Origin of the sequence: Clostridium sp. AF12-41, from assembly GCF_003461685.1 — a bacterium.
In the GTDB taxonomy this organism is placed as follows: Bacteria; Bacillota; Clostridia; order Lachnospirales; family Lachnospiraceae; genus Otoolea; species Otoolea fessa.
On sequence record NZ_QTXO01000008.1, the window covers coordinates 62,274 to 87,797 of the forward strand.

The 25,524-nt window shown below is 48.7% G+C and carries 20 protein-coding genes, 1 tRNA gene and 1 riboswitch; of the genes, 18 read left to right on the plus strand and 3 right to left on the minus strand.

The features are described from left to right. Positions 1 to 312: 312 nt before the first annotated feature. The 4 genes from DWV73_RS11690 (at position 313) to trxA (ending at position 2,383) form a co-directional block, all read left to right on the plus strand. On the plus strand, positions 313 to 1,005 hold the full coding sequence (locus DWV73_RS11690; protein WP_117796795.1) for an HNH endonuclease: 693 nt from the start codon (positions 313 to 315) through the stop codon (positions 1,003 to 1,005). 153 nt (positions 1,006 to 1,158) lie between these two features. Next, the gene (gene trmB, locus DWV73_RS11695; RefSeq protein ID WP_117796796.1) at positions 1,159 to 1,794 is read left to right on the plus strand and encodes a tRNA (guanosine(46)-N7)-methyltransferase TrmB; all 636 of its coding nucleotides are present in this window, start codon (positions 1,159 to 1,161) and stop codon (positions 1,792 to 1,794) included. Positions 1,795 to 1,839: 45 nt separating this feature from the next. After that, positions 1,840 to 2,004, plus strand: coding sequence for a hypothetical protein (locus DWV73_RS12780; protein WP_177271941.1), 165 nt, complete (start codon positions 1,840 to 1,842; stop codon positions 2,002 to 2,004). Between the two features lie 61 nt (positions 2,005 to 2,065). Then, entirely contained in the window at positions 2,066 to 2,383 is a 318-nt protein-coding gene (gene trxA / locus DWV73_RS11700; RefSeq protein ID WP_117796797.1) for a thioredoxin, read from the plus strand. Between the two features lie 260 nt (positions 2,384 to 2,643). On the opposite strand, the gene DWV73_RS11705 is transcribed toward trxA, so the two are convergent. Beyond that, positions 2,644 to 2,716, minus strand: a tRNA-Lys gene (locus tag DWV73_RS11705). Positions 2,717 to 2,885: 169 nt separating this feature from the next. Here DWV73_RS11705 and DWV73_RS12885 point away from each other — a divergent pair. From DWV73_RS12885 to DWV73_RS11720, 4 genes are all read left to right on the plus strand, one after another. Further along, a complete protein-coding gene (locus tag DWV73_RS12885; RefSeq protein ID WP_182436618.1) occupies positions 2,886 to 3,026 on the plus strand; it encodes a hypothetical protein in 141 nt (46 codons plus the stop codon). 415 nt (positions 3,027 to 3,441) lie between these two features. Further along, on the plus strand, positions 3,442 to 5,631 hold the full coding sequence (gene nrdD / locus DWV73_RS11710; protein WP_117796798.1) for an anaerobic ribonucleoside-triphosphate reductase: 2,190 nt from the start codon (positions 3,442 to 3,444) through the stop codon (positions 5,629 to 5,631). 47 nt (positions 5,632 to 5,678) lie between these two features. After that, on the plus strand, positions 5,679 to 6,176 hold the full coding sequence (gene nrdG / locus DWV73_RS11715; protein WP_117796799.1) for an anaerobic ribonucleoside-triphosphate reductase activating protein: 498 nt from the start codon (positions 5,679 to 5,681) through the stop codon (positions 6,174 to 6,176). Positions 6,177 to 6,384: 208 nt separating this feature from the next. Further along, entirely contained in the window at positions 6,385 to 7,359 is a 975-nt protein-coding gene (locus DWV73_RS11720; protein WP_117796800.1) for a hypothetical protein, read from the plus strand. Between the two features lie 194 nt (positions 7,360 to 7,553). Here the strand turns inward: DWV73_RS11720 and DWV73_RS11725 are convergent, their stop codons facing one another. Continuing rightward, positions 7,554 to 7,793, minus strand: coding sequence for a helix-turn-helix transcriptional regulator (locus DWV73_RS11725; RefSeq protein WP_022359127.1), 240 nt, complete (start codon positions 7,791 to 7,793; stop codon positions 7,554 to 7,556). Positions 7,794 to 8,008: 215 nt separating this feature from the next. Continuing rightward, the gene (locus DWV73_RS11730; RefSeq protein WP_117796802.1) at positions 8,009 to 8,926 is read right to left on the minus strand and encodes an AraC family transcriptional regulator; all 918 of its coding nucleotides are present in this window, start codon (positions 8,924 to 8,926) and stop codon (positions 8,009 to 8,011) included. Between the two features lie 449 nt (positions 8,927 to 9,375). On the opposite strand from DWV73_RS11730, the gene DWV73_RS11735 reads away from it, so the two are divergent. The 10 genes from DWV73_RS11735 to DWV73_RS11780 all read left to right on the plus strand — a co-directional run bounded on the left by DWV73_RS11735 (position 9,376) and on the right by DWV73_RS11780 (position 25,523). Then, on the plus strand, positions 9,376 to 11,319 hold the full coding sequence (locus DWV73_RS11735; RefSeq protein ID WP_117796803.1) for a beta-L-arabinofuranosidase domain-containing protein: 1,944 nt from the start codon (positions 9,376 to 9,378) through the stop codon (positions 11,317 to 11,319). 105 nt (positions 11,320 to 11,424) lie between these two features. Further along, positions 11,425 to 12,360 (plus strand): ABC transporter permease, encoded by a 936-nt coding sequence (locus DWV73_RS11740; protein ID WP_117796804.1) that lies wholly within the window; start codon positions 11,425 to 11,427, stop codon positions 12,358 to 12,360. An 11-nt stretch (positions 12,361 to 12,371) separates the two neighbouring features. Then, a complete protein-coding gene (gene opp3C / locus DWV73_RS11745; RefSeq protein WP_242995811.1) occupies positions 12,372 to 13,496 on the plus strand; it encodes an oligopeptide ABC transporter permease in 1,125 nt (374 codons plus the stop codon). 11 nt (positions 13,497 to 13,507) lie between these two features. Next, entirely contained in the window at positions 13,508 to 14,587 is a 1,080-nt protein-coding gene (locus DWV73_RS11750; protein WP_022359122.1) for an ABC transporter ATP-binding protein, read from the plus strand. Further along, entirely contained in the window at positions 14,584 to 15,522 is a 939-nt protein-coding gene (locus DWV73_RS11755; RefSeq protein ID WP_117796805.1) for an ATP-binding cassette domain-containing protein, read from the plus strand. The genes DWV73_RS11750 and DWV73_RS11755 overlap by 4 nt, the downstream gene beginning before the upstream one ends. 193 nt (positions 15,523 to 15,715) lie before the next feature. Further along, a complete protein-coding gene (locus tag DWV73_RS11760) occupies positions 15,716 to 17,404 on the plus strand; it encodes a peptide ABC transporter substrate-binding protein (protein ID WP_207722859.1) in 1,689 nt (562 codons plus the stop codon). Positions 17,405 to 17,661: 257 nt separating this feature from the next. After that, complete coding sequence (locus DWV73_RS11765) at positions 17,662 to 18,369, plus strand: FCD domain-containing protein (RefSeq protein ID WP_107000908.1); 708 nt, start codon at positions 17,662 to 17,664, stop codon at positions 18,367 to 18,369. A gap of 585 nt (positions 18,370 to 18,954) precedes the next feature. Then, a riboswitch (molybdenum cofactor riboswitch) is annotated at positions 18,955 to 19,074 on the plus strand. Positions 19,075 to 19,267: 193 nt separating this feature from the next. Then, positions 19,268 to 19,708: a C-GCAxxG-C-C family protein gene (locus tag DWV73_RS11770; protein ID WP_117796806.1), complete on the plus strand. Its 441-nt coding sequence runs from the start codon at positions 19,268 to 19,270 to the stop codon at positions 19,706 to 19,708. An 85-nt stretch (positions 19,709 to 19,793) separates the two neighbouring features. Then, the gene (locus DWV73_RS11775; protein ID WP_117796807.1) at positions 19,794 to 22,715 is read left to right on the plus strand and encodes a molybdopterin cofactor-binding domain-containing protein; all 2,922 of its coding nucleotides are present in this window, start codon (positions 19,794 to 19,796) and stop codon (positions 22,713 to 22,715) included. 513 nt (positions 22,716 to 23,228) lie between these two features. After that, positions 23,229 to 25,523 carry a pyridine nucleotide-disulfide oxidoreductase/dicluster-binding protein gene (locus DWV73_RS11780; protein ID WP_181986258.1) on the plus strand — a complete coding sequence of 765 codons (2,295 nt, stop codon included), beginning with the start codon at positions 23,229 to 23,231 and terminating at the stop codon, positions 25,521 to 25,523. Position 25,524 lies beyond the last annotated feature (1 nt).

Consider the following 25,524-nt stretch of genomic DNA (forward strand, 5'->3'; position numbering starts at 1 on the left):
AGACGGCAGTCATTTCGTGACCGTATGTTTGGTTTTGTTCTAAAATTATTATAATATAATCGCTTGAATTATTCATCTATAAAATGATAAAAATTGGAAAAGTTATGAAATTCGTAAGAAAAGGACACAAAGTCGGACGGATGGGAGCTTTATGGTATGGGTAAGGGGCAAAAGATGCGAAAATAAGTATAATAAAAGTCATACGAAAGAGTATTTTGTGTGGTATCATAGAAATATAGTATTTATTTAAACACGAATGTTTTTTGAGGATTTTGTCAAGAAAGTGTTATTTAGAAAAGGTTGAAAGGAATTATGGGAGAGCTGTTAATTTTAATATTATTGATTGGTTTGGTGTTTTACATAATATCTAAGGTTAGGGAATCTCCATTTCGCTATCCGTATTTTGAATATTGCTTTGATGTTTCGGGTAAAAGAAAACCCAATATTGAAGATTTTATAGATGCATATATAAATAATAATGGAATAGGAGCTTTTGAAACACATTATCGAAAGGTTCAGCAATGGAAGGATAGTAGTCAACAAATAGTAGATAGGGCAATATTTAAAGATTTGCGACAAAAACAGTTTTTTGAATGCATTGACGATGAGCATATGTTTTGTTTTACGTTTATTCGTCAACAGACACGATATAAACAGGTTAATTACCAAAAATTTTCATATAAATTAAATGTGCAAGATAAAGAGTATAGTTGCGATTATCAGTCGTTAATAGACAGGTATATAATGCTACAAAAAATCGATTTTCAATGTACCTTAAATGAGTATCATTGTAAAAATCAAAGAAAACTTATGACAAAAGCATTGCGAAAGGAAATTATGCTTCGAGATAATTATACATGTCAAATATGCGGAAAATATATGCCTGATGAGGTTGGTTTGCATATAGATCATATTATTCCTGTTTCTAAAGGCGGAAAGACAATAGTATCTAATTTACAGGTCCTTTGTTCAAAATGTAATGGAAAAAAATCAAATAGGTGTTAATTTTATAGATGTGAGAATAGGAGGATTTATCTTGCGAAAACAACATATGAATGCTAAGATTAGATATTAGAGAAAAGCTAAAAAATATAGGATATTTCATTTAGATAATAGATGAAAAAAATTAATTTATACAGATAACTAGGAGGAACGAAGATGAGATTACGCCATATACCGGGCGCAGAGCAGATGATAGAAGAAAACCCGCACGTGGTTCACGAGGCGAAGGAGAAGAAGGGAACCTGGCAGCAGATTTTTGGAAATGACCATCCGATCCGTATCGAGGTGGGAATGGGAAAAGGTCAGTTTATTTTGGAGCAGGCGTCCCGCAACCCGGATGTGAATTTTGTGGGTATTGAGAAATATTCGACGGTTCTTTTAAAGGCGATCCGCAAGAGAGAACAGATGGAACTGTCCAATGTCTATTTCTTATGTGAGGATGCCAGAGAACTGGCAGAGATTTTTGGACCGGGGGAAGTAGAGCGGATTTATTTGAATTTTTCGGATCCGTGGCCGAAAGACCGCCATGCGAGACGGAGACTGACCTCGCCGCCATTTATGGCAGTGTACGATCAGATTCTCCAGAAGGATGGAAGAGTCGAGTTCAAGACAGACAACCAGGATTTATTTTCCTATTCCCTGGAGGCGATTCCGGAGGCGGGCTGGCGCATCACAGAATATACTCGTGACCTGCACCACAGCAAGATGGCAGAGGGCAATGTCATGACCGAGTACGAGGCAAAGTTCTCGGCGCAGGGCAAGCCGATCTGCAAGCTGGTGGCGGTGCGGTAGGGAAAAGAGTGCTGCAAAGGCATTTCGCTGTATATATTAGTTATAATGAAAAAATTGGATAGCGGAATGGATATTAAAAAGCAGATTACACGGAAACTCATTCAGGCGACCAGCGATAAAGTGGAATTGAATAAACAGGCATTAAAATGGAAAAAATCGATGGAAGAGGCAGCAAAGGCACTGGGAGGCGGTAAAAAGAAGCCGTCGTAAAGAGAAACAGGGCATTTCTGTTGACTGCCTATATGGATAGAACGAAAGGAGGAAATGAGTGATGGAGATGAAGTTTACGACCGCGAATTTTGAGGAGGAGGTACTGAAATCGGAGATTCCGGTACTGGTTGATTTTTACGCAGACTGGTGCGGTCCGTGCCAGATGATGGCGCCGGTGATCGGGCAGCTGGCGAGCGAGTATGAGGGAAGAGTGAAGATCGGAAAGCTGAATGTCGATGAGAACCCGGAGGTTATGGCTGAATATAAAATCATGTCGATCCCGACGATGATTATTTTCCGGAATGGGGAAGTGTTCAGCAAGGAAGTCGGCGCTAGTTCAAAGAAGGAAGTGGAGAAGGCGATTGGGCGGGCACTGTAAAAGCTGCGTCTTTGGAGTCCGGCGTGGGGCGGGGTAAAAAAGGTTGCGTCTTTGAGTCCCGGCGTGCGCAGCTCGAAAAAGCTGGCGCTTTTCCTCGCTGTCGGGCATTCGCCCTATAAAGAAAAAAAGAGATAACGGATGCTGCTTATGTGCAAGCACAACGCGTCATCCGCCATCTCTTTTTTTCTTTGTACGCCTCATTGCTAACGCACAAAGTGCCTGCCCCACAGCTCTCGGTCTGCGAAACAAGCACTTGATAGTGCGCCTTCAGGGACTCGAACCCTGGACAAATAGATTAAGAGTCTACTGCTCTACCAACTGAGCTAAAGGCGCTTATTTTGTTTTCTTGCGGATGCCTCATCCGTAAGACATGAGTTATTCTACTCCATCCAGAATAAAATGTCAACAGTTTTTTAAATATTTTTAAAAATATTTTAAAAAGCATTATTTTCGGTATTTTTAAAACAGATAAGGGTATGGGCGAAGGAGACTCAGAGGGTATATGGGATACAGCCATGGGAGAAATGACGAGGTGGGTTTTGCACATGGGACGGTGGATAAGTCTGGAAAGAACGTCGTGGAAAGGGGATCACAGATTTGGGTGTTTGTAAAGGGAGAAAATGATTTTTGTGCAAAATTCTGATTCGAAAAAATATAGGGGAATCCTCTTCCATTTTTAATCTAATTGGTGTATGCTTAAATACGTCACGACGAACACACTATATATTGTGTTATGAAAGAAAACGAGTTCAATATTTTGTGTGTAATTCTAAAAATTACCTAAATACAAATCAAAAATAAAGCCAATCGTAAGACAAGTCGGAACGGAAAAGAATCCTGTCAGTGAAGGCATCCGGACATGAAAAATAGCCTGTCAGAAGAAGGCGCTGCTCTCATGAATGAGTAAGCTGGGGGACGGGAAATGGATACAGATGGATGTTCGATGTATGCCATAAAAGTAGAAAGAGAAATCACAGAAACAGGAACCGGCGAGTCAATTTATAGATTATAGAAGACAAGTCATAAAACGGGCTTAAGGGTAAGGAGAGGGAACAGGGATGGAAGACACAGTAACAACCAATGTAATCAAACGAAATGGAGAAGAAGTACATTTTGACCGGGCGAAGATCGTAAATGCGATCACGAAAGCGAACGGCAATGTGGAGCGTATTCACCAGATGAACCCGTACCAGATTGAAGCGATTGCAGATACGATCGCCGAGCAGGTGCAGGAGATGCCGCACGCGGTGAATGTGGAAGATATCCAGGATATGGTAGAGACCAGCATTATGGAGATGCGTGGTTATGAGGTTGCACAGAAATATGTGCGCTACCGCTACCGCAGGGAGTTAAAACGCAAGTCCAACACGACCGATAACGGCATCCTGGCACTTTTGGACCATATTAATGAAGAAGTGAATCAGGAAAACTCCAACAAGAACCCGGTCATCAACTCGACCCAGCGTGACTACATGGCGGGCGAGGTCAGCAAGGACTTATCCAAGCGTGTGCTGCTGCCGGAGGAGATCGTCCGCGCGCATGAGGAAGGCATCATCCATTTCCATGATACCGACTATTTTGCACAGAAGGAGCACAACTGCGACCTGATCAATCTGGAGGATATGCTGCAGAATGGCACTGTGATCAGTGAGACGATGATCGAGAAGCCGCACAGTTTCTTTACGGCCTGCAACGTGACCACCCAGATCGTGGCGCAGGTAGCCAGCAACCAGTATGGCGGACAGTCCTTTACTCTGGCGCATCTGGCACCGTTTGTGGACATCAGCCGTCAGAAGCTGCGCAAGAACGTGATTGCAGAGCGCACCGAGTGCGGCGAGGCACTGGATGAGGATATCATCAACCGCGTGACCGAACGCCGTCTGCGCGAGGAGGTTAAGAGCGGCATCCAGACGATCCAGTACCAGCTTATCACCCTGATGACCTGTAACGGACAGGCTCCGTTTGTCACGGTATTTATGTATCTGGACGAGGTTCCGGAGGGACGGACCAGAGATGACCTTGCGATGATCATCGAGGAAGTGATGCTGCAGAGAATGCAGGGCGTCAAGAATGAAAAGGGCGTCTGGATCACACCGGCGTTCCCGAAGCTTATCTATGTGCTGGATGAGGACAATATTACGGAAGGTTCGAAATATTGGCACCTGACTGAGCTGGCAGCGAAATGTACCGCGAAACGGATGGTTCCGGACTACATTTCTGCTAAGATTATGAAAGAATTAAAGAAGGGCGAGGTTTACCCGTGCATGGGCTGCCGTTCTTTCCTGACGGTAGAGGATTCCCAGATGCTGCCGAACGGCAAGCATAAATTCTATGGACGTTTCAACCAGGGTGTTGTCACGATTAACCTGGTCGATGTGGCTTGTTCTTCGGAGGGAGATATGGACCGTTTCTGGCAGATTCTCGATGAGAGACTGGAACTGTGCCATCGTGCGCTCCGCTGCCGTCATGAGAGGCTGCTCGGCACGATCTCCGATGTGGCGCCGATTCTGTGGCAGAATGGTGCGCTTGCCCGCCTGAAAAAGGGTGAGACGATCGACAAACTCCTGTACAACGGCTATTCTACGATTTCTCTGGGATATGCAGGTCTGTATGAGATGTGTATGCGGATGTTAGGAAAATCCCACACCGATCCGGAGGCGAAGCCATTTGCACTGAAAGTTATGCAGCGTCTGAATGATAAATGCAAAGAGTGGAGAGAGGCGGAGAACATCAGCTATTCTGTATACGGCACGCCGATGGAGTCTACGACTTATAAATTTGCAAAATGCCTGCAGAAGCGCTTCGGTATCATTCCGGGCGTTACGGATAAGAACTATATCACGAACAGCTACCATGTACACGTATCCGAGAAGATTGACGCGTTCAGTAAGCTGAAATTTGAGGCAGAGTTTCAGAAGCTCTCCCCGGGCGGTGCGATCAGCTACATCGAGGTGCCGAATATGCAGACTAATATTCCGGCAGTTCTCTCTGTGATGCAGTTTATCTACAATAATATTATGTATGCGGAGCTGAACACCAAGAGTGATTTCTGTGAGAAGTGTGGCTATGACGGCGAGATCAAGATTGTTGAGGATGAGGCTGGCAAGCTGGTGTGGGAGTGCCCGAACTGCGGCAACCGCGACCAGAACAAGCTCTTTGTCGCACGCCGTACCTGCGGCTACATCGGAACCCAGTTCTGGAACCAGGGACGTACCCAGGAGATCCGCGATCGGGTGCTGCATCTGTAGGATGTGGTGAAAGCCTCCGAGAGTACATTGGTCTAGGGGAGGAAGATATGTATTACGGAACCATCAAAAAGTATGATATTGCCAACGGTCCTGGCGTGCGCGTCAGCTTGTTTGTGTCGGGCTGCCGCCATCACTGCAAGGGCTGTTTCAATGCGGAGACGTGGGATTTCCGATATGGACAGTTATATACAGAAGAGACGGAGAAAGAGATTTTAGCGGCATTGGAGCCGGGATATATACAGGGCTTTACGCTGCTCGGCGGAGAACCGTTTGAGCCGGAAAACCAGGTGGAGCTGGTACATTTACTTCAGAAGGTGCGCGAGACGTATCCGGAGAAGGATATCTGGTGCTACAGCGGCTATCTGTGGGATCGGGATCTGGCAGCCGGCGGCGTGGTCCATACAGAGGTGACAGACGAGATGCTGTCCTATGTGGATGTGCTGGTGGACGGAGAGTTCGTGGAAGCGGAGAAGGATCTGACCCTGCAGTTTCGCGGAAGCCGGAACCAGAGGATTCTGGAGCTTAAGAGAATAGGAAGAAAATAATAAGAATGAGATAAAAAGCTGCTGCAGATCGGAAAAAACTTTCTGATCTGCGGCAGCTTTTTGCATTACAAGGGAGATACAGCAAGCATATACGTGCCTTTGTAATCCGGGGCAGGCTATCATAAGTGGATATTTTCTTCAAGGGGCATAAATAACCCACCTAAGCATCCGCATTTGTGGTAAGATGGACTTAATAGGGGGTATAGCTATGGAGTCTGGAATTCTGATGATTGTGATAGTGGTTATTGGTGTCTTTTATCCGGTATATACAGCCTGGATTTCTCTGGTGGCGGCACCGGTGTATCTAAAGATAGGTTTCCTGTTTGCGATGGCAGGAGCACTTCTCGTCATGAGAATCCTGCGGAAAGAAAAGCAGATAAAATGGATAGTTCTGATCGGCATTCTGGGGGCATATGCCTGGAGTCTGTATAGTTGGTATGACGAAGAGTGCCATTACCAGTATGCGAGAAGCGTGCATGGAGATTCGGGCAATGCTTTGATGCTGTTTGTTGGCACCTTTACATGTCTGATACCGTTGTTTTTGCTGGATGCCGAACTGACCTGGTGGATGGAGTCCCGGAAGAAAAAGAAAGAAGAGAGTCCTGAATCTGAGAAGGAAACAGAGAAAAAAGAAAACCGTCTGGCAGCAGGAATGAAAAACTGGTTTGGAAAGCATCGCCAGACTCTCTGTACGCTGCTTATCTGTGCGATGGGCTGTGGACTTCTCGTGGTTCTGCTATATCCGTATAAGTGCTGGGAGGAAGGATGTTACAATCTGGCCTTTGATGGCATATACTGTGAACAGCACAGGGCAGAGAAGATAGAAGAAAGTAAACGGGAAGAAGAGGAACGTAAAAAAAGAGAACGGGCTGAGCTGATAGAATTACAGAAGAAAAAAGAAGAAGAGGAATCCAGAAGCCATGAGGAATATCTTAAACGGATAGAAGAGGATCCCTTGTGGGAACTGAAACAACGGAGTCGTAAAAACACACCTGCGCAGAGGGGAATACCACCGGTGCAAAAGAATCTCCAGAATCCCTATGCAGCGTATGATGCAGGATATGATGATGTTATGGAAGGTGATGATTATGACTGGGATCGCTACCGCCGGGATTCAGAATATGCCGATGGCGTAGATGATGCCCTGGATGAACGGGAAGAGTGTGGACGGGATGACTGGTAAGGTATCTTGCTGGTGGACACTTATATATAATATTCGGATAGGTTAAGCGGTACTGTCTTTTCAGAGGCGGTACCGCTTCTGTTTTTAAAAATAGGATCACCAAAAAGAGCTGTCACAAAAGCCGGTGCAAACCGTCGGTTGACAGCTCTTTTTTGGCGTGCGATCCGCACATGAAATCACTTGTTTCCGAATGTTTAATACATTCCATCGTAAGGATCTTCTTCCTCATGAACTTCAAATAGATCGCCGGGCGTACAGTCCAGTGCGGAGCAGATGCGGGCGATGGTGCTGAAGCGGATGGATTCAGTTTCATTGTCCAGAATCCGGCTGGCATTTTTATAGCCAAGCCCGGTCATGGCGATAAAACGGTATTTCGTCAGACGCTTTTCAGCCAAAAGTTTATGAATGCGAAGTTTAATCGTGACAGTTTTCAATTCGGAATTTCCTCCTTTGTATACACACAGTGTCACATTAAATATAAAGGATTTTCAATGTGCGGATAACTGGCTTAAACAATAGCTGATGTAGAGGAACTGATAGATACATTAAAAAACTGTTCACTGGTTTGTGTATAAAAAAGAACTGCCACGCTCATGACAGTTCTTACGAAAACAAATAGATAGTAAAAAACACCAGCTGTGAATCGCCTCTAAGGCGCCTCACTCCCCCCATTCTCTTCTGCGTAAAACATCCGGTACTGCGCCGGGGTGATGCCGATCTCCTGCTTAAATACGCGGATAAAATAGGATGGGATCCGCAGTCCTACCATCTCACCGACCGACTGGATCGTGGCGTCGGAGTGGAGGAGAAGCTGGGAGGCGTGTTCGATGCGTAGTTTTTTCAGGTACTGCATCGGGCTGGCACCGTATGCCTGGTGGAAGCTGCGGATTAAGTGGGACGGGCTGTAGGAATACTGGCGCGCCAGATCGTTTAAGGAGATCTCCTCCGTGTAGTGGGCATCCAGATAGTCGCGCAGCGTCCGGGCGATGCTTTCCTTCTCGCGGCTGTAGCAGTACGGCGCATAGAGAACCTGGAGAAATTCAATGAAATCATTCTGGAGCTCAAACGGCGTCCGCACGGAGGACGGAAAGCTCTTTTTCTGTGTGTATTTGCTGAAAGAAACCAGGTTCATCCGCTGCAGATACTTTTCCAGCTTCTCCCGGTTGGCTTCCGGCACGGTGCCGGTGCGCGGCAGGGAGAGAATGAAATTCTGCGGCGAATAGTAAAATTTCGGCGCGGCGCGCCGGGTTACGTTGTCCGGGTAAAATTCATCGGACAGGCTGTATTTGCCGTTGGTATAGAAATGCACCCAGCTCGTCGTGGTCTTTTCCTGGCAGACGCGGCTGCCGCGGTGCGGGGTATCGGGGGTAATGATAAAAAACTGCCCGGCATTCAGTTCAACGCGGAACGGATCCTGTTCGAGATATAAAGTTCCGCTGTGAACATAGATAAGATCAAAGACATTTCGGATCGTCCGGCGCTCATGGATATCGCCGGGGCGGTAAACACATCCGCCTCCGACGATAAAATAAGGAAGGGGTGGACAGTTTAAATTAATAAAATTCATGATGTATGTACTCCCGTTTAAATAAAAACAGCCACGTAACAGGAATCCTGTCTGAACCGCAGAGAAGCAAACGAAAAACAGGACAACTTTGTCAGGTTGTTAAACAAATTTAAAATATCAATTTTATTATATCAAATAGAAAGAAAAACAGCAAGAATCTGTTTGGGAAATCCCTTATATTTGCTGAAATAAAACACTCTACTTGGGAAAATAAGAGGGGATGAATGAAAAATGAAGAAAAATCAGAGAAAAAGAAAGAATGAAATCAGGCTGATTTTGTTCTATAAAAATACGCGTATTCTTTTCTATAATATGCAAAATGTGTTAGATCGCTTTTCCGCTATTTGAATGGTATACTTATAAGAAAACATACAAAAAAAGAAGTCTTTTTCAGATTATTGATAGGCGCTTACGGATAAGTGAATAATAAATCAGGAGGTTTTCTGTGAATGGTAAAAAAGGAGACAAGTTTCATTGATTTGAAACAGGTAAAGATAGACGACCCGTTCTTTTCGCGGGTACAGAATGTGGTAATTCACACGATGCTTCCGTATCAGGAACGGGTGCTTCACGATGAGGTGTCCGGAATCCGAAAGAGCCATGTGATTAAAAACTTCCGCATTGCAGCGGGAGATGAGAAAGGAACGTATTACGGGCGTGTATTTCAGGACAGCGACCTGGCGAAATGGCTGGAGGCGGTGGCGTACTCACTGACCGTCGAGGCAAATCCAGAGCTGGAGGCGCGTGCCGATGCGATCATCGACCTGATCGGGCGGGCGCAGCAGCCGGACGGCTACCTGGATACCTATTTCATTGCGGCGGAGCCGGAACATAAGTGGCAGAACCTGACGGACTGCCATGAGATGTACTGTGCCGGACATATGACGGAGGCAGGCGTCGCGTACTATCAGGCGACGGGAAAGACGAAGCTTTTAGATATCTGCTGCAAGCTGTGCGATCATATCGATCGGCGGTTCGGACGGGAAGCAGGCAAAGTAACCGGCATTCCGGGACATGAGGAGATCGAGCTGGCGCTGATGCGGCTTTATCAGGCAACCGGGGAAGAGAGATACCGGAAGCTGGCGGCATATTTTATCGATGAGCGCGGACGGGATCCGGAGTTCTTCCATAAAGAAGCGGCGGCTAGAAGCTGGAGCCGCACCGATTACATGGACAAGCAGCCGCCGTCCTACATGCAGAACCACAAGCCGGTGCGTGAGCAGGATACGGTGGAAGGACATGCGGTCCGCTGTATGTATCTTCTGACGGCGGCGGCAAACCTGGCAGCGCAGAATCATGATGAGGCGCTGATGGCGGCCTGCCGGAAGATGTGGGACAACATGGTAGACCGGCGGATGTACATAACGGGTGGAATCGGTTCCACCTATTACGGCGAGGCATTTACCGTGGATTATGATTTGCCGAATGATACCGCTTACGCGGAAACGTGTGCGGCGGTGGGGGTCTGCTTCTTCGCGAAACAGATGCTGGAGGCGGATCCGGACGCGCGGTATGCAGATATTCTGGAGCGGGAGATTTACAACGGAACCATCAGCGGCATGCAGTTAGACGGAACGAAATTCTTTTATATCAATCAGCTTGAAGCCAATCCGGGCATGCCGACCAACGCATATGGCGAAGAAGAATACACACCGGAGCGGATCGGCTGGTATGACTGTGCATGCTGTCCTCCGAACCTGGCGCGTCTGATGACCTCACTTGGTTCCTATGTATGGTCTTCAAGTGAAGATACGATCTATTCCCACCTGTTTGTCGGGGGAACGGCTTCCTTTGAAACAGCGGGCGGCGTGAAGATAGCGCTTACATCGAAATATCCGTGGAACGGCTCCGTTACCTACACGGTAGAACCGGAGCAGGCGGGAGCAGAATTTACTTTGGCAGTCCGTTATCCGGGCTGGTGCCATCAGATGCAGGTGAAGGTCAATGGCATACCGGTTTCCGGGGCAGTCAAGACAGACAAGGGCTACTGGATGCTCCAGAGAAGCTGGCAGCCTGGTGATACTGTTTCCTGCGAGATGGAGATGGAGCCGGAGCGGGTCTATGCACACCCGATGGTGCGGGCGGATGCCGGATGCGTGGCACTCAGACGCGGACCAATCATCTACACCTTTGAGGGCGTGGATAACGGAGAGGATCTTCAGACACTGCGGATTCCGCGGGAGGCAAAGATTGAAGCGCTTCCGTATCAGGCGGATCTGCTGGAAGGTATCGTGGCGCTGCGTGTGACGGGCTGCCGGAAGAAAGCGGCGGTTAATCCGGCGCTTTATGCAGAAGATGCGGCACCGGAAGAGGTGGTAACCCTGCAGGCAATTCCGTACTATGCATGGTGCAACCGCGGCATGACGCATATGCGCGTGTGGATGCAGGAATAGAGAGATAAAACCGTTTGTCTTATTTTATACTTCGGAGTTGAAAGAATATCCGGGCTATAAGAGAAGGAGAGAGACGTATTATATAAGAAAGAAGGGAGTACGGACATGAAGAAATATATCGGAAAACGTATCATGATTTCTCTTGTCACGCTTCTGATCATCATCCTGGTACTTTTTATGCTGCTGCAGCTGATGCCGGGATCTCCGTTCAACGATGAAAAGCTGACCGCGGATCAGATTGCGATGATGTCGAAGAAATATGGACTGGACAAACCGTTGATCGTACAGTTTTTCACGTATGTGAAGAATCTGCTGCAGGGCGATTTTGGTGTATCGTATGTTATCTCCAAGGATACCTCCATCTCGGTTCTGTTAAAGAACCGTGTGCCGGTCAGCTTTGGAATCGGACTGGAGGCAGTTTCCTTCGGTGCGGTAGTCGGACTGATTTTAGGTATTCTGGCAGCGCTCAAGAAAAATAGCTGGCTTGATACCATCGGTACTGTGATTTCAGTTCTGGGCGTCAGCCTTCCGTCCTATGTTTTTGCATTGGTTATGGCATATTTCATCGGCTACAAGGCACAGTGGCTGCCGCTTCTGTTTGACGGCAAGAAGTTCTTCGCATCGTCGATCATGCCGATGCTGGCGCTGTCGATGTTTACGGTAGCGACGGTGGCTCGATTTACGAGAACCTCCCTTCTGGAGGTGCTGGACAGCGACTACATGCTGCTTGCGGAGAGCAAGGGAATCACGGGACGCCCGCTTCTGGTGCGCCATGCACTTCGAAACGCGCTGATCCCGATCATTACGGTACTGGCGCCGCTGGTTGTTGATCTGATGATTGGTTCTCTGGTTATCGAGAAGATCTTCTCGATTCCGGGCATCGGAAGCTTAATGATTGCAGCGATTCAGTCCAACGATTACAACGTGACGATTTCGCTGGCATTTATCTACAGTGTCATGTACATTGTCCTGATGCTGGTGGTTGACGTCCTGTACGGAATTATCGACCCGAGAATCCGTCTGGCGAAGAAATCGGATTGAGAGGTGATGGCATGAAAAAACGGAGTGACGAAAAGACAGATGAGAAAATGACAGGCGGGGATGTGGCTTCCGTTCGGGAGCATGTGTTATCACCCGAAGAATATTTAAGCCAGATCGAATTTCTGGACGATGATTTTGAATTCCAGCACAAAGACGGCTTTGAACATGTCGATACAAACTTTGCAAGCCAGAGCTACTGGAAAGAGGCAATTGCACGGTTTAAGAAAAATAAGGGCGCAATGTTCAGCTTTGTCTGTATTCTGTTTCTGATTGTGATGGCGCTTGTCGGACCTCACATGAACCAGTTTACCTACGATCAGCAGATTATTACCAACCAGAACATGGCGCCGAGAGTGCCGGGACTGGAAAATATGGGTATCTTAGATGGTTCTGAGACGATCCGTACATCCACCGGAAGTAAAGAAATCAACTATTATGAGAGCAACGATCTGACCGATACCTACTACTGGTTTGGTTCCGATTCGCTGGGACGCGACCTCTGGACCAGGACCTGGAGCGGAACGCGGATCAGCCTCTATGTAGCGGTTCTGGCGGTATTCATCGACCTTGCGTTTGGTCTGACGTATGGACTTGTATCCGGATATTTCGGCGGAAAAGTCGATATGATCATGCAGCGTATCGTCGAGATACTAAACAGTATTCCGTACCTGATCACGGTTACCCTGCTTTTGTTAGTCATGAAACCGGGGCTTATGTCCATCACATTCGCCCTGATGTTTTCCGGGTGGCTGGGCATGAGCCGAATCGCCCGCGCGGAGGTCTTAAAGCTGAAAGAGCAGGAATATGTGCTTGCTTCCCGGACGCTGGGAGCAAAGAGTTTCCGCATTATTTTCAAAGAGATTTTACCAAATATTTTTGGTCCTCTGATTACACAGACGATGTTCTCGATCCCGCATGCGATCTTTACCGAGGCATTCTTAGCCTTTATTGGCCTGGGTGTGCCGGAGCCGATGGCTTCGCTGGGTTCCCTGATTTCGAGTGGATATCAGAACTTTACAAGCCATCCGTACATGATCGTGTTCCCGTTAATTGTCATGGGACTTCTGATGCTGTGCTTTAACATGCTGGCGGATGGTCTGCGTGATGCATTGGATCCGAAGATGAAGGATATGTAGGAGGAAATGGCATGGAGAAAAAAGAAGAAATTTTACGAGTGCGGAATCTGGACATTTCCTTCGAGACGACAGCCGGAGTGGTCAATGCCGTCCGGGGCGTCAACCTGACGGTAAACCGGGGCGAGACGGTTGCAATCGTTGGGGAATCCGGTTCCGGTAAATCGGTTTCTGCGAAGGCGATCATGGGAATCCTGGCAAAGAACGGAACGATCGACCGCGGACAGATCACATTTTCATATTACCGTAACCCGGAGGAACGGGTCACCAGAGAAATTCTGCAGATGAAAAAAGAGGAAATCCGCCGCCATATCAACGGAAAACGGATCGCGATGGTCTTCCAGGATCCGATGACCTCCTTAAACCCGCTGATGCCGGTTGGGAAACAGATCATGGAAGGCATGATCTGGCATTACCATACACCGAAGGAAGAGGCATATAAGAAGGCGCTGGAGCTGATGAAGCTGGTCGGCATCACCGACGCGGAGAAGCGAATCAAAAACTATCCGCACCAGCTCTCCGGTGGTATGCGCCAGAGAATCGTCATTGCGATCGCACTGGCGTGCGATCCGGAGCTTTTAATCTGCGACGAGCCGACGACGGCGCTGGACGTTACGATTCAGTCGAAGATTCTGGAACTGATTCAGGAGATTCAGAAAAAACGGCAGCTGTCGGTTATCTATATCACGCACGATCTGGGCGTCGTTGCGAAGGTTGCCGATTATGTCAACGTCATGTATGCAGGCAAGATCGTCGAGAGCGGCACGGTCGAGGATGTATTCTACGATCCGCGCCACCCGTACACATGGGGACTTCTCTCCGCGATGCCAGATCTGGGAACGGACGACGAACGTCTTTACACAATCCCGGGCAGCCCGCCAAACCTGCTTCACAAGGTAACGGGTGATGCGTTTGCACCGCGGAATAAATATGCGTTAAACATTGACAGTCGTCTGGAGCCGCCGATGTTCAAGATATCGGAGACACACAGCGCCGCGACATGGCTGCTGCATCCGAAGGCGCCGAAGGTCGATATGCCGCCGGAGCTTCGGGATCGAATTGAGAGAATGAAGAAAGAGGGGGGAATCGCATGAGTACAGTGACAGAGACAAACAAAAAGCCCCTTCTGGAAGTAAAAGGACTCAAGCAATACTTTCCGGTCAGCCGGAAATTTACCGTAAAAGCGGTTGAGGATGTCAGTTTTTATATCAATCCGGGCGAGACCTATGGTCTTGTGGGGGAATCCGGATCGGGAAAGACGACGATCGGGCGGGCGCTGATCCGCCTCTACGATCCGACCGCAGGACAAATTACCTTTGACGGGATGGATATTTCCGGAAAAATGAGCCGCCAGACAGAGGCGAGACTCAGAAGTGATATGCAGATGATTTTCCAGGATCCGATGGCATGTTTAAATCCGCGCCGGAAAGTAGCGGATATCATTGCACAGGGGCTGGATATCCATCACCGGTACCATTCCCAGAAAGAGCGGACCGAGATGGTGGCAGACATCCTCCACAAGGTAGGTCTGGCGCCGGAACATGCAAACCGGTACCCGCATCAGTTTTCCGGTGGTCAGCGGCAGCGTGTCGGCATCGCCCGGGCGCTTGTCATGAACCCGAAGCTGATCATTGCCGATGAGTGTATCTCGGCGCTCGATATGTCCATTCAGGCGCAGGTTGTCAACCTGATGAAGGACATCCAGGACGAGACGGGGCTTGCATACCTCTTCATCGCCCACGACCTCTCGATGGTTAAATATATTTCCGACCGCATCGGCGTTCTTCATCTGGGCTACCTTCTGGAGACGGGCACGACGGAGGAGATTTTCTCCCATCCGGTACATCCGTACACCCGAAGCCTGATTTCGGCGATCCCGAACCCGAACCCGGTGGTAGAGCGCAGTCGGATTGCACTGCACTATGATTATAAGACGAGCGGCCTGGATTACGGCGCAGGTACGATGCATCAGATTGAGGGCACACATTTTGTGCGCGGAACCGATGCAGATTTGGAAAAATGGGTGTAGATTTAAAAGAAAGCCGATGCATTCCGGCACAAAATCAACCATAATAAATGTGATAAAATGACCTGTTTAGCGGGTGATTTTATAGATGAGCCGAACCAGCAGACAACTGAGGATAGACAGCCGGGACCAGGAAATGCAGCATGAAACGGGAATGGTTTGGTTTTATTAAAAAAACAAAAAAGGAGGAAGTATTATGAAGCTAAAAAAAGTAATGGCGTGGACGCTGGCTTCTGCTATGTTTGCTGGACTTTTAGCAGGCTGCGGCGGATCGACCCAGACAACAGAGACAGCAGCGGCTGAATCTGGAAGCGCAGAGGGCGGCAGCTCGGCTGAGGGCGGCAAGGTGCTTCGCTATCAGGCAAGCACTCTGGTAGACTCCCTGGATCCGGCACTTTCCAACGACTACACATCCAGTGGTGTTATCTCCCAGTTTATGATGGGTCTGATGACTAAGGATGAGTCAGGTGCTCCGGTTTACGGCGTGGCGGAGAGTGAGGAGAAGTCCGAGGATGGTCTGACCCTGACCTTCAAGATCCGTGACGACGCAAAATGGTCCAACGGCGATCCGGTAACGGCAAACGATTTCGTTTACGCATGGAGACGAGTAGCCGATCCGGCAACTGCAAGTGATTACCAGTTCTTTATCACAACCGCCTGCATCGCAAATGCAGAAGAGGTAACAACAGGTGAAAAACCGGTTGAGGAACTGGGTGTAGAGGCAGCGGACGATAAGACATTAGTCGTAACTTTAAGCTCCCCGTGTGCTATCTTTGATTACCTGATGGCATCCGGCGCATGCTTCCTGCCGTTAAATCAGAAATTTGTAGAGAGCTGCGGCGGCAACTTTGCAACTTCCGCAGATACCCTGTTAGCAGATGGTCCGTTCAAGGTATCTTCCTATGAGCCGTCTGCCATGAAGGTAGAATTAGTAAAGAATGATCAGTTCTTCGGTGCATCCGATGTCAAACTGGACGGTGTTGAGTTCTCGATCATTACCGACAGCCAGACAGCAGCCCTTTCTTTTGAAAATGGCGATCTGGACGTTGTAACCTTAAGCGGTAACCTGGTAGAGCAGTATGAGGATGATCCGAGATTCTCCACCAGAAGTGACGGTTACAACTGGTATCTGACCCCGAACATGAAGAAAGAGGGGCTTGACAATGTAAATATCCGTAAGGCACTGGCAAAATCGTATGACAAAGAAGCGATCACAACCCGTGTTCTGAAAGATGGTTCCACACCGATGGATTACTTCGTACCGCAGGGCCTTGCAACCAATGAAAAGGGCGAAGATTTCCGTGAGGCAGCAGGCAGCGCATACGACAGCTGGACCTACGATGTAGAGGCAGCAAAAGAGCTGTGGAAGACAGGTCTTGGCGAGCTTGGAAAAGATTCCTTATCTTTTACCTTAATGTGTGAAGATACCGATTCTGCACAGGCTGTTGCACAGTTCCTGCAGAGCGAGTGGCAGAACAATCTGCCGGGTCTGACCATCGAACTTCAGGTACTTCCGAAGAAAGCCCGTCTGGAATACATGCAGAAAGGTGAATATGATATCGGTCTTACCCGCTGGGGTCCGGACTACGCAGATCCGATGACTGATCTGGATATGTGGATAACCGGCAGCTCCACCAACTACTCCCAGTTCTCCGATGCAGACTACGATGCAACCATCCAGTCCGCAAAGAAGGGCGATCTGGCACTCGACCAGGATGCTCGTTGGGAAGCTTTAGTTGGCTGTGAGAAGACGCTGGCAGATCAGTGTGTTCTGTTCCCGATTTACGGACAGTCTGTAGCCGTTATGACCAATCCGGATGTAAGCGGTATCCAGTACTACTCCGTAGGGCTTCCTTATCTGTTCATCAATGTAGATAAAAAGTAATAAATAAAAACAGATGGATCAAAATCTGAAATGATTTTAGATTCAAAGCGGACCGCAGAGTGAGAAAATGTACCCTGCGGTTCGTTTTTTTTGTTATTTTATGGCATTTTCGCTGTCAAACTGCAGCCTGCTTGTAACGGTTCACAGGTGGGAATTTTCTGAACTGAAAATTCCGTACGATACAGTAAGGGATGATTTACACGAATCGGAAATGATGATACAATCATAGAAATAGTACAGAGTATTGAGGTGGAAAGATGGCAGGGAAAAAACGAAACAGCAGCTTTGAAATACTGACAGCCATGCAGGACTTAAACACCCCGGCGGGAGCACTCCAGCTGGCGCAGATCCTGCATCTTCCGTCCGCCAGCATTGGGCGGGAGCTTCTGGATCTGGAGAAAGCAGGGCTGCTTGTCAAGGTGCAGAACAAGGGGCGGATCCTGACGCCGCAGGGCGAACGCTTTTTGGAAGAAGAACGGTCACGCCGGGAGAAGATGAAGGCGGCGAATGAGCTTATCGAGGCGGCGTCGATGGAGACAGAAAGCGGGCTGGAGGATATTCTTTTGGTGCGGAAACTCCTGGAGGGATATGCGGCGGAGGCATGTGCAGAGCGGATTGAGCCGAAGGAACTTCAGAAATTAAAAGATCTGCAGGCAGACTATCTCTATGCAATCCGCCATGGAAGGGCGGGAAGCGAGGAAGATCTGGCGTTCCATCTGAAAATCGCGCATCTCTCAGGCAGCCCGTCTATCTTGCGGATGTTAAAGCTCATCCTGACCGACCAGGACGCTTATGCGCGCTTCAACCAGGCAGCAGTCCGCTCTGACGAAGTCCGGGAAAATGAACACGAAAGCCTTCTGGCAGCGATTGAAGCCGGAGACGGGGCACTGGCGCGCCGGGAGATGGAGCGGCATCTGGAGCATGTAGGGGAGAACCTGCAGGCGTATTTTGCGGGGAGAAAGTAGGATTTGTACGGATTATAAATAAGAAAAAATTTATGCAAATCACATCTTCGATGCGGAATTTGTATGTGCAAGAATTCTGTTCTTAAATATGCTTGCGTTATCTGAAATAAAAAATAATGGTTTGCAGAATAAAATTTAAAACAGAAAAAGAAAATGAAAAAAGGATACTTAAAAATGTGAGGATTTATAGCGGATAAATAACAGATATTCATGTTTGATTATGAATCAAAAAGATATAAATTTCATATAAGTGAAATCAAAGTGAACAAAATTCACGTTTAAACAAATGAAAATGAAAAATTATGAAAGCGTGTGAACCGTTATTTTTTTAAAAAATACTCGATCAAATAGTAGAAAGGAAGAATACAAATCTTCAAATAATACAACATTTGAACGGAAGTTATGCTGAAATTCTGTAAGTAAACAGATATTACAAGGGTAAAATAGCATGTTGAAAATCCCGTATTGAGGTAAAATAAGGGGCGAACAAGTATCCTGTCGATGTAAAAAATTTCAAAATTATGAAAAATGAGATTGACTTTCGATGAAAAGCAGAGTACCATAGAGGTATCAAAACCAAAATAGAAACAATCTGTTTTTCGAGCCGAAATTGCTAAGCGGGAAACCGTATGCAGTCAGGCCAATGGGTACATCTGGAAATGGAAGTGCCTTCCGCATTTGAAAAGAAAGAGAGATTCGCTTTACATCGATGGATACGAGAAGCTGTCAGGCTTCTTGTATAGATAGGGTATATATGTGCTGACAGATAGGTATAGATATAGGTGTATCCATATCTATAGGTGCAGATGTATATACAAACTCGGATACGTTAAGCGGTACTGTCTTTTCAGAGGCGGTGCCGCTTTTCTTTTTGTGTTTCTAAGAACAGGAGGTGCGGATGGAGCCGGATATTAAAAAACTGAACCAGCTGCTTTTATCGGGAAGCTGCTGCAGTCAGGCATTTGTTTCGCTGGGACTTACCCTTAAGGGCGAGGAGAACCCGAGCCTTCTGAAGGCATCTGCAGCACTCTGTCTGGGAGTCAGAAGCGGGCTGACCTGCGGAGCTTTGACCGGTGCGGCGATGATGATGGCGCTCTTTGAGCCGGAAGCGGCATACAGCGAGATGATACCGGAACTGGCAGACTGGTTTCAGGAAAACTATGGTGAAATCTATGGAGGAAGTGATTGTCATTCGATTTTAGGAGATAACATGGCCAACAAGGCACTTCGGTGTCCCCAGGTGGTAGAGAATACCTACCGCAAGGCCAGAGAACTTCTGGAGGACTATGGCGTGGATCTGACGGATCTGGCAGAGATGCTGGAAAACGCGGATGACTAAGGAATCGTAAGTATTGGGTATGATGCGGAAGGATAGTCGGAAGCATCAGGGCTCTATTTATTTTAAAGAAGGAGGACGAAACAGCATGAAATTAAGAAAAATGATGTTGAACATCAACGGTGTTGATCGTATGTTTATGTGCGATCCGGAAAACGATAAACTGTCAGATGTTCTGCGCCGGATCGGTCTGACCGGTGTTAAGGTTGGATGTGGAACCGGTGTCTGCGGTTCATGTTCCATCATTCTGAACGGACAGGTAATCCGTTCCTGTACCAAGAAAATCAGCCAGGTAGAAGAGTATTCCAAGATTACCACCATCGAGGGTATCGGTACTCCGCAGCATCTGCATCCGTTACAGGTTGCATGGATGAACTGCGGTGCTGTACAGTGTGGTTTCTGTGTACCAGGCTTCATCGTTTCCGCATATGCTCTGTTAGAGCAGAACCCGGATCCGACCCGTGAAGAGGTTCGTGACTGGTTCCAGAAGACAAGAAACGTATGCCGTTGTACCGGATACAAACAGATTGTAGATGCAGTTATGGCTGCAGCTAAGGTTATGCGTGGCGAGTGCAGCATCGAGGATATCAAGTTCCACAATCCGGGAGATGGCAACTACTACGGAAAACCGGTTGTTCGTCAGGATGCACTTGGTAAGGTTTGTGGTCTGACCGACTACGGCGATGATCAGGCTCTTAAGATGCCGCAGGGCGTTTTATATGCAGCTATCGTTCAGCCGAAGGTTACCCATCATGCAAAGATTCTGGCTATCCATACTGAGGAAGCTGAGAAGATGCCGGGCGTTGTTAAGGTTATCACAGCAAAAGACCTCATCGCAGCAGGCGGAACTAACATCATGGCTGAGGGTCAGTTCCATGAGAGAAGTACTGTTATGACACCATCCCGTAAAGTTCTTCAGGATGAGAAGATCTATCGTTACGGTGATGTTATCGCTATGGTAGTAGCTCATACACATCGTCAGGCTCGTGCAGCAGCCGCTAAGGTTACGATGGAATACGAACAGCTGCCAGAGTATCTGACATATCTGGATGCAGTTATGCCGGATGCTATCCGTATCCATGAGGATACCCCGAACATCTTCTGCGAGCAGCCGGTATTAAAGGGAGCAGGTCTGGAAGATGCAGAAGAAGTAAGAGACTTAATCGACAAAGCACCGCACGTAGTAGAAGGAAGCTTCTCCTCCTCCCGTGAGCCGCATCTTTCCATCGAAGGTTGTGTACTTCAGTCTTACTGGGGCGATGATGGTCTGCTGACCATTCAGTGTAAATCCCAGTGTGTATACTCCTCTATCGGACGTCTGGGTAACTGCCTTGGTGTACCGAAGGATAAATACCGTATCATCATGAACCCGACCGGCGCAAGCTTTGGATGGTCTACCAACGCAGGCGATATCGCACTGTGTGCAGCTTGTACCGTAGTTACCGGCGAGCCGGTATCCCTGTCCATGTCCTATGAAGAGCATCAGCACTTCAGCGGCAAACGCTGCCCGGCATACTCCAATGGCCGTCTGGCATGTGATAACGAAGGCAAGATCCTGGCTGCTGAGTTTGATATCGGTATGGATCACGGCGCTTACTCCTGGGGCGGTGACGACGTTATGACCAAACCGGCACGTTTCACCTTCTTCCCGTACAATGTACCGAACGTAGCAGGTCTGGTTCGTGTAGCCAACGTAAACCATGCATTTGGTACTGCTTACAGAAGCTATGGTTCTCCGCAGGCATATACACTCAGTGAGCCGCTGATGGATATGATGGCAGAAGAGCTGGGCATGGATCCGTTCGAGTTCCGTTATAAGAATATCTGCCGTGAAGGCGATAAGAATATCAACAGCTATGTATATCCGCAGTATCCGATGGAGAAGATCATGGATACTATGCGTCCAATCTATGAGAAAGCAGTGGCTGATGCGAAAGCAGCTGACACACCGGAGAAGAGAAGAGGCGTTGGTATCGCATGGGGCGGCTTCAACGTTACTGAGGGCGGCGGCGATAGTGCTGAGGTTGCTCTTGAGCTTATGCCGGGCAACAAGATCCGCAAATACGACACATGGCATGCAATGGGTCAGGGTGCTACAACCGGTTCTCTGGTAGTAACACTGGAAGCTCTGAAAGAGATGCATCTGACACCGGAAGATATCCAGCTGATTCAGAATGATACCAAGACCTGTCCGGATACCGGTATGGCTGGTGCCAGCCGTTCCCTGTACATGGATGGTAATGCAACCATCATCGCAGCGAACAAGCTTCTGGCAGCTATGAGAAAAGAAGATGGTACACTTCGTACCTATGATGAGATGAAGGCAGAAGGCATCGAGACCAAGTATCTTGGCCGTTATGAGACCAACACAACTCCGGGTCTGTGCCGTCTGGATCCGAATACCGGTATCGGCGACCCGACTCCGGCATTCACATACTGCCTGAACCTGGCAGAGGTTGAGGTTGATACCAAGACCGGTAAGACTACCGTTCTGAAATTCACCTGTGTTGACTTCGTTGGACGTATCGGTAATATCGATGCTGTTAACGGTCAGGCATACAGCGGTATCATGCATGGTATCGGCTTCGCCCTGAAAGAGGACTACGCAGACGTTAAGAAACATGCGAACATGTTTGGCGCTGGTACTTCCTACATCAAGGATGTTCCGGATGATATCAACCTGATTCATATTGATGGCGCTATCTCTGATGGTCCGTTCGGTTCTTCAGGTGCTTCTGAGGCATTCCAGGCATCTGGCCACTGTGCAGTTCTGAATGGTATCTACAATGCCTGCGGCGTACGTATCCATGAGATCCCGGCACTTCCGGAGAAGGTAAAAGCTGGTCTGGATGCAATTGCAAAGGGCGAGAAACCATACGAGCCGAAGAAATACTTCCTTGGTTCCGATATGTATGAGGAACTGGAGAATATCAAAGAGAATCCAGTACAGGTAGGAACCCAGAGCTTCTACGTATCCCTGGATGATCCGACAGCTGAGCGTCCGTTCTAATCCGATTAGGAAGAGGAATGCGTGGCTGCACATAAAGCGGGCAGCTGCGGCAAGGCGTATCGCGTGATTGTAAATAAGAATTAAATAAAAGCTGCTGCGAACCTGCAGAATCTATGTTTAGAGAGGTAGGTTTTGCAGCGGCTTTTTTGTAATAGGAAATTCCTTGGAGCAATGATGCGTACTCATGTGAAGATGCAGGTTGCCGCAAGCGGCCGCGCGAGACGCCCGAATGTGCCAAGACACATTCTTTCGTTATGGTGTATAATAAAAAATATTAAAATGGGTTTCTGGAATTTTTACTTATCGATTGAGGACGGGATAAATGATTCTGGGAGAGGATAAATGGTTACTGTTCACGGGTAGGCACTTTTGGAACCGAAAGTGCCGTAAGAAAACGTGGTGGTAGCAGGAATTTGCCGTATTTAAATGCGAAGCCACGGCAAATTCCGTTACTGGGCACGTATGCGTGAACAGTAACGATAAATGCAGGAGAAAAGAAGGGAGGTCCGCCCTGTGAGCTATTTGGAAGATTTTGAGAAGACGCTGGCGGAGAAATGCCATCAGAACGAGCCGCCGTTCTGCCAGGCAGCCTGTCCGTTCCGGCTGGATATCAAGGGGCTGGAAGAAAAGTGGAAAAAGGGACGTTTCAACGCGGCGTACCGGACCTATCAGAATACGGTGGGATTTCCGGATATTGTGTCGAAGCTGTGCAGCCATCCGTGCGAGAAGGCATGTCTGCGTGCGAAGCTGGACGGGGGGATCGCGATCGGGCTTTTAGAGCGGGCGACTGTCGAGTACGCGAAGCGGAAAGCACCGAATGCGTATAACCTGCCGTCGAAAGGAAAAAAGATCGCGATCGTCGGAGGCGGTCTTTCGGGGCTTGGCTGTGCACTGCGTCTCTGCAATAAAAAGTACGAGGTAACGGTTTATGAGCGGGAAATGGTTCTGGGCGGTCAGGCGAGAAACCAGATGGATCCGGCGGAATTTGATGCGGAGATCGAGGCACAGTTCCAGTTTGAGGAATTTTCACGCCATCTCGGTGAAACGGTAACGGATCTGGAGGCACTCCGGGCGGACTATGATGCCGTGTATGTGGCAACTGGGGCAGATGGCGCGGACTTTGGTCTGGAAATGGACCCGGACGGCGCATTTGCAACCCGGACACCGGGCGTTTTCATTGGAGGTTCCCTGACAGGCGGCGACAGCATGAAGGCGCTGGCAGATGGGCTGGCGGTTTCGCTTGCGATCGAACGGTATCTGAAAACGGGCGGTATGAATGAGCCATTTCGAAAGGAAGGGACACTTTTAAATCTTCAAACGAATGGGATCGAGCGTGCCGATCGGGTGGTTCCGGCAAACGGGGAATCGTATACGGAGGAAGAGGCGATACAGGAGATCACGCGCTGCCAGAAGTGTTCGTGTGATGCTTGTATGCGTGCCTGTGATCTGATGCGCCTGCATGAGAAAACACCGCGCCGTTTGTATGAAGAAGTTTACATAACAATCCATCCCGGTACGTTATCGCGCGATGGTACGTGGGCGACCAGACTGATCAGCACCTGCGACCACTGCGGGCTTTGCAAGGAAGTCTGTCCGCAGCATATCGATTTCAGCCAGTTTCTGCTTGACAGTATGCGGGCAATGCAAAAAAAAGGCGCGATGCCGTGGCCATTCCACGATTTCTGGCTGCGCGACATGGCGTATGCCTCCGGAAAAGCGGGGCTTACGCGGAAACCGGAGAATGTTAAGAAGAGTTCCTATGCATTCTTTCCGGGATGCCAGCTCGCCGGTTCGGATCCGCGCTATGTGACGCGGACGTATGAGTGGCTGCGTTCCAAAAAGCCGGATGCGGCGATCTGGATGACCTGCTGCGGTGCGCCTGCCGAGTGGGCAGGCGAAGTGGACATCCACGCGGCACATCTGGAGGAAATGCGGCGGCAGTGGAGAGAGCTTGGCGAACCGACAGTGGTTTTAGCATGCCCTAACTGCCGGAAGATGTTTGAAGAATACCTGCCGGAGCTTCCGGTTGTCTTTCTGGCGGAAGTGATGGAAGAGTGGGGCGTGGAGAAAGATGCTGCTTTGGAACCGGACAATGCTGAAAAGGCTGAAATGGAAGCAGGAAGTACCCAGCAAGCGCAGTCGTATGCCTTGTTTGATCCCTGCGCCAGCCGCTATTACCCGGAATTGCAGGAGAGTGTACGCCATCTGGCGGATGCGGCGGGGATTACGTGGGAAAATCTGCCGTATGACGGGAAAAAGGCGCGCTGCTGCGGATACGGCGGACATATCGGGATTGCTTCTCCGAGCCACACAAGCTATATGACAACTTCCCGTGCAAAAGAGGAGGAACTGCCGTATGTGACCTACTGCGTCAACTGCCGGGAGTCCTTTGCCGGACAGGGCAAGGAGGCGGTTCATATCCTCGATCTGTTGTTTGGGTTAAATGGCGCGGGGCGCCCGGCGGCGACGGTGACGGAGCGCTGGCACAACCGCCTGGCGGCGAAACGGGAACTGCTTAAGACGTACTGGAATGAGACGATCGAAGAGGAAACACATATGAAATTAGAAGTTGAGAAGGAGCTGGAACGCAAATTGTCAGCGGGTCAGATTTTGATCGAAGATATGGAGCAGGTCATTGAACACTGTGAGCGGGAAGACCGCGGTATTATCGACCCGGAGACGGGACATCGGATCGGGCATCTGAAGATCCAGCATATGACCTACTGGGCAGAGTACGAGGTGCTGCCGGACGGCGGTTATAAGCTCTGGAATGGCTACAGCCACCGCATGAATCTGGAAGGAGAGTGAT